The organism is Kitasatospora sp. NPDC007106 (genome assembly GCF_040634455.1).
Lineage (GTDB): Bacteria > Actinomycetota > Actinomycetes > Streptomycetales > Streptomycetaceae > Kitasatospora > Kitasatospora arboriphila.
Window position 1 is genome coordinate 1 of the sequence record NZ_JBEYFP010000647.1, and the last position, 3,373, is coordinate 3,373.

The window sequence follows — 3,373 nt, forward strand, 5'->3', positions numbered from 1 at the left end:
TCTCGATCCACTCGCCGTAGTACAGCAGCCGGCGCAACTGCGCGAGCGGTCCGTCGACGGTGATTCCACAGGCCGCCTCGACCGCCTGACATGCCGTCATCTGGTAGGCGACCGGGCAGATCCCGCAGATCCGGGCGGTGAGGTCCGGGGGCTCGGTGTGTCCCCGGCCGACGAGGAAGGCCTCGAAGAAGCGGGGCGGCTCGTAGAGCCGCAGCTCGGCGGCGACGACCTCGTCCCCCTTCAGGCGCAGCCGGACGGCGCCCTCGCCCTCCACCCTGGCCAGGGCGTCCAACCGCAGGACCCGCGACGACCCGTGGCTCACTGCGGTTCCTCCCCGCCGAGCCCTTCGGCGATCTCCGGCACCGGACCGTACTCGGGCGCCGCGGCGTTGAAGGTGCGGAAGACGCGGACGACGTCCAGCTCGGACATGCCGTCCCGGCCGAGTTGGCGGACCATCGACTCCAGATTGGGGTCGGCCACCGGGCCGAAGCAGCCGTAGCAGCCGCGCCCGTACGTGGGGCAGATCGCCCCGCACCCGGCGTGGGTGACCGGGCCGAGGCAGGGCGTGCCGTGGGCCACGGTGACACAGGTGGTGCCGCGGATCTTGCACTCGTAGCAGACGCTGTGCGCCGGGACGTTGGGTCTGCGGCCGACCAGGTACGCGGTGATCACCTCCAGCAGTTGGAGCCGGTTGATCGGGCAGCCGCGCAGTTCGAAGTCGACCGGGACGTGCGCCGAGATCGGTGTGGAGGTGCCGAGGGTCGCGACGAACTCGGGGCGGGCGTAGACGGCGGAGCGGAACTCGGCGACGTCCGCGAAGTTCCGCAGCGCCTGCACACCGCCGGCCGTCGCGCAGGCGCCGATGGTCACCAGGCGGCGGGAGATGCCGCGGATGTGCCGGATGCGCCGGGCGTCCTCGTCCGTGGTGATCGAGCCCTCGACCAGCGACAGGTCGTACGGCCCTGCACCTTCGAGGCCGGCCGGGCCCCGGGAGCCCGTACCCTCCGCGCTGCTCATCTCCAGGAAGTGGGAGATGCTCACCCGTCCGGCGAGCGGCAGCAGTTCGTCCTCGCAGTCGAGGAGGGTCAGCTGGCAGCCGTCGCAGGAGGCGAACTTCCACACCGCCAGGGTCGGCCGGTCGGCATCGTCCATGTCTACAGCTCCCTTACCGCGAGCAGTTGTCGGGAGACCGCGCAGTCGACCACCGGGCCGTCGCGGCAGAGCAGCAGCGGTCCGAGCTGGCAGTGGCCGCAGTGTCCCGTTCCGCAGCGCATGTTGCGCTCCAGCGAGATCTGGATGCGCTCGGGCGGCATGCCGCGTGCGAGCAGCGCATCCGCGGTGCGTCGCATCATCACCTCCGGCCCGCAGACGAGGGCGGTTGCGGTGCCCGCCCCGACGGCCACCCGGTCGAGCAGGGCGGTCACCACCCCGACGCTGCCCCGCCACTGCGGAGTCGGCCGGTCCACCGTCACCTCCACCCGGCACCGGTCGCTCCAGTGGGCGAGTTCGCCGGGGAAGAGGAGGTCCGCCGGGGTGCGTGTCCCCACCAGGACGGTGAGGCGCCCGGCCCTGCCCAGGAGCCGGTGCACGGCCGGCCGCAGCGGCGCCAGTCCGAGGCCGCCGGCGACCACCAGGACATCGGAGCCGTCCGCCCCGTCGAGGTTCCAGCAGGTGCCGAACGGGCCGCGCAGGCCGAGGGTGCCGCCGGGAGCGGATCGGCAGATCGCCGCCGACACGGCGCCGACCGCGCGGACGGTGAAGGTGACCGTCGCGTCGCCGACGGCGCTGACGGAGATCGGTACCTCGCCGACGCCGAAGGCGTACACCATCGCGAACTGCCCGGGGGAGAAGGCCGGCAGGGACGCGCCGTCCGCGGCGAGGGTGAGCGAGACGCAGTCCGAGGTCTCCGGCCGGGACGAGAGCACCCGGTACGGGACGGGTACGGTGCTCACGGCGGACCGCCTCCGTCCGGTGCGTAGAGGTCCACCAGGCGCAGTCGGGCGGCCTGGAGCCGTTCCGCGATCACGGCGGCGCAGTGCAGGGTGACTCGGAGACCGAACTCCGGGTCGGCCCCGCAGAGCGCCCGCACCCGCTCTGCGGGGAACTCCCAGGCACGGACCGGGCCGAGCGAGCGGGCACCGAGGTGCCAGCGGTACGGCGGGAAGAGCCAGGACCAGCCGAGCAGTTGGCCGGCGCCGACCGTCTCGACCACCGGCGGCCGGCGCCCGGGCACGTACAGATCGAGGGCGACCTCGCCGGAGCGGAGCAGCCAGAACCGGTCGGCCGCCCCGCCCTCGTCGAACAGGCGCCTGTCCGCGGGGAATTCGCGGTCGTCGGCGAGTCCGAGCAGGCGGGCCCGGTGCAGGTCGGACAGGCCGTCCAGCAGTGGCTGCGGTTGAGTCACGACCGCCCGTCCCCGTCTCCGTCCGAGCCGGCCCGCAGCCCGGCCCAGTCGTGCAGGGCCGCCGCCTCCTCGGTGATGTCGATGGCGACCGGGCACCAGACGATGCACCGCCCGCACCCGACGCAGCCGGAGGAGCCGAACTGGTCCCACCACGTTCCGAGCTTGTGGGTGAGCCACTGCCGGTAGCGGCTCGGCGCGGACGCGCGCACCGGGCCGCCGTGCAGGTACGAGTGGTCGAGGTCGAAGCAGGAGTCCCACACCCGCCAGCGCTCGGCGTGGTCGCCGGTCAGGTCGGTGACGTCCTCGGTCGTGGTGCAGAAGCAGGTCGGGCAGACCATCGTGCAGTTCCCGCACGTCAGACAGCGCTCGGCGACCTCGTCCCAGCGCGGGGCGTCCAGCGTGCCGGCCATCAGCCGGTGCAGGTCCACCTCCGGCATGCTGCGGCCCATCCGTCCTGCCGCGGAGGAGACCCCCTCACGTGCGGCGCCGACGGTCCGTGCGTCGGCGGGCCGCAGCGGCAGCTCGGCGAGGACCTCGGCGCCCTCCGGGCTCCCGCTGCGGATCCAGAACCGGTGGCCCGCGGAGTCCGCCACCTCGGTCAGGACGAGGTCGTGGCCGGGGCCGGCCGCCGGGCCGGTGCCCATGGACACGCAGAAGCAGGTGCCGCCCGGCTCGGTGCATTCGACCGCGATCAGGAACGCCCCCGTCCGCCGCCCCTCGTAGACCGCATCGCGGTGCCGGCCGCCGAGCAGCACGCGGTCCTGGACGGCGATGGCCCGCAGGTCGCAGGGGCGCACCCCGAGGAACGCGAAGCGGTGCGGCACCGGCTCGTCCGACTCCACCGCCAGTCCGCCCGCCGACCGGGCGGCCCGCCCCAGGCGGACCCACGCCGGGGGGAGGTGGGGCGTCCAGGACTGCGGGCCCGCCGCCTTGGCGAAGGCCGCCCGGTCGGTGCGCTGGCGCAGCCGG

Annotated in this window: 5 protein-coding genes; all 5 read right to left on the reverse strand. The window is 74.1% G+C overall.

The window, feature by feature from the left end; genetic code table 11:
• Nucleotides 1-322 (reverse strand): nickel-dependent hydrogenase large subunit (locus ABZ641_RS30065; protein ID WP_359986816.1); only part of this gene is annotated, 322 nt, incomplete at its 3' end.
• A complete protein-coding gene (locus ABZ641_RS30070) occupies nt 319-1,152 on the reverse strand; it encodes an oxidoreductase (protein WP_359986819.1) in 834 nt (277 codons plus the stop codon). The genes ABZ641_RS30070 and ABZ641_RS30065, both read right to left, overlap by 4 nt.
• A 2-nt stretch (nt 1,153-1,154) precedes the next feature.
• Nucleotides 1,155-1,952, reverse strand: a complete 798-nt coding sequence (locus ABZ641_RS30075; protein WP_344622261.1) for an FAD/NAD(P)-binding protein — start codon at nt 1,950-1,952, stop codon at nt 1,155-1,157.
• Nucleotides 1,949-2,404: a cyclic nucleotide-binding domain-containing protein gene (locus tag ABZ641_RS30080; protein ID WP_344622260.1), complete on the reverse strand. Its 456-nt coding sequence runs from the start codon at nt 2,402-2,404 to the stop codon at nt 1,949-1,951. Before ABZ641_RS30080 ends, ABZ641_RS30075 begins: the two co-directional genes overlap by 4 nt.
• The coding region (locus ABZ641_RS30085) for a 4Fe-4S dicluster domain-containing protein (protein ID WP_359986822.1) at nt 2,401-3,373 on the reverse strand (973 nt) is incomplete at its 5' end. The genes ABZ641_RS30080 and ABZ641_RS30085, both read right to left, overlap by 4 nt.

Coding starts and splice junctions, on each gene's coding strand:
- ABZ641_RS30070 (WP_359986819.1), bottom strand. CDS start 1,152: ATGGACGATGCCGACCGGCCGACCCTGGCGGTGTGGAAGTTCGCCTCC.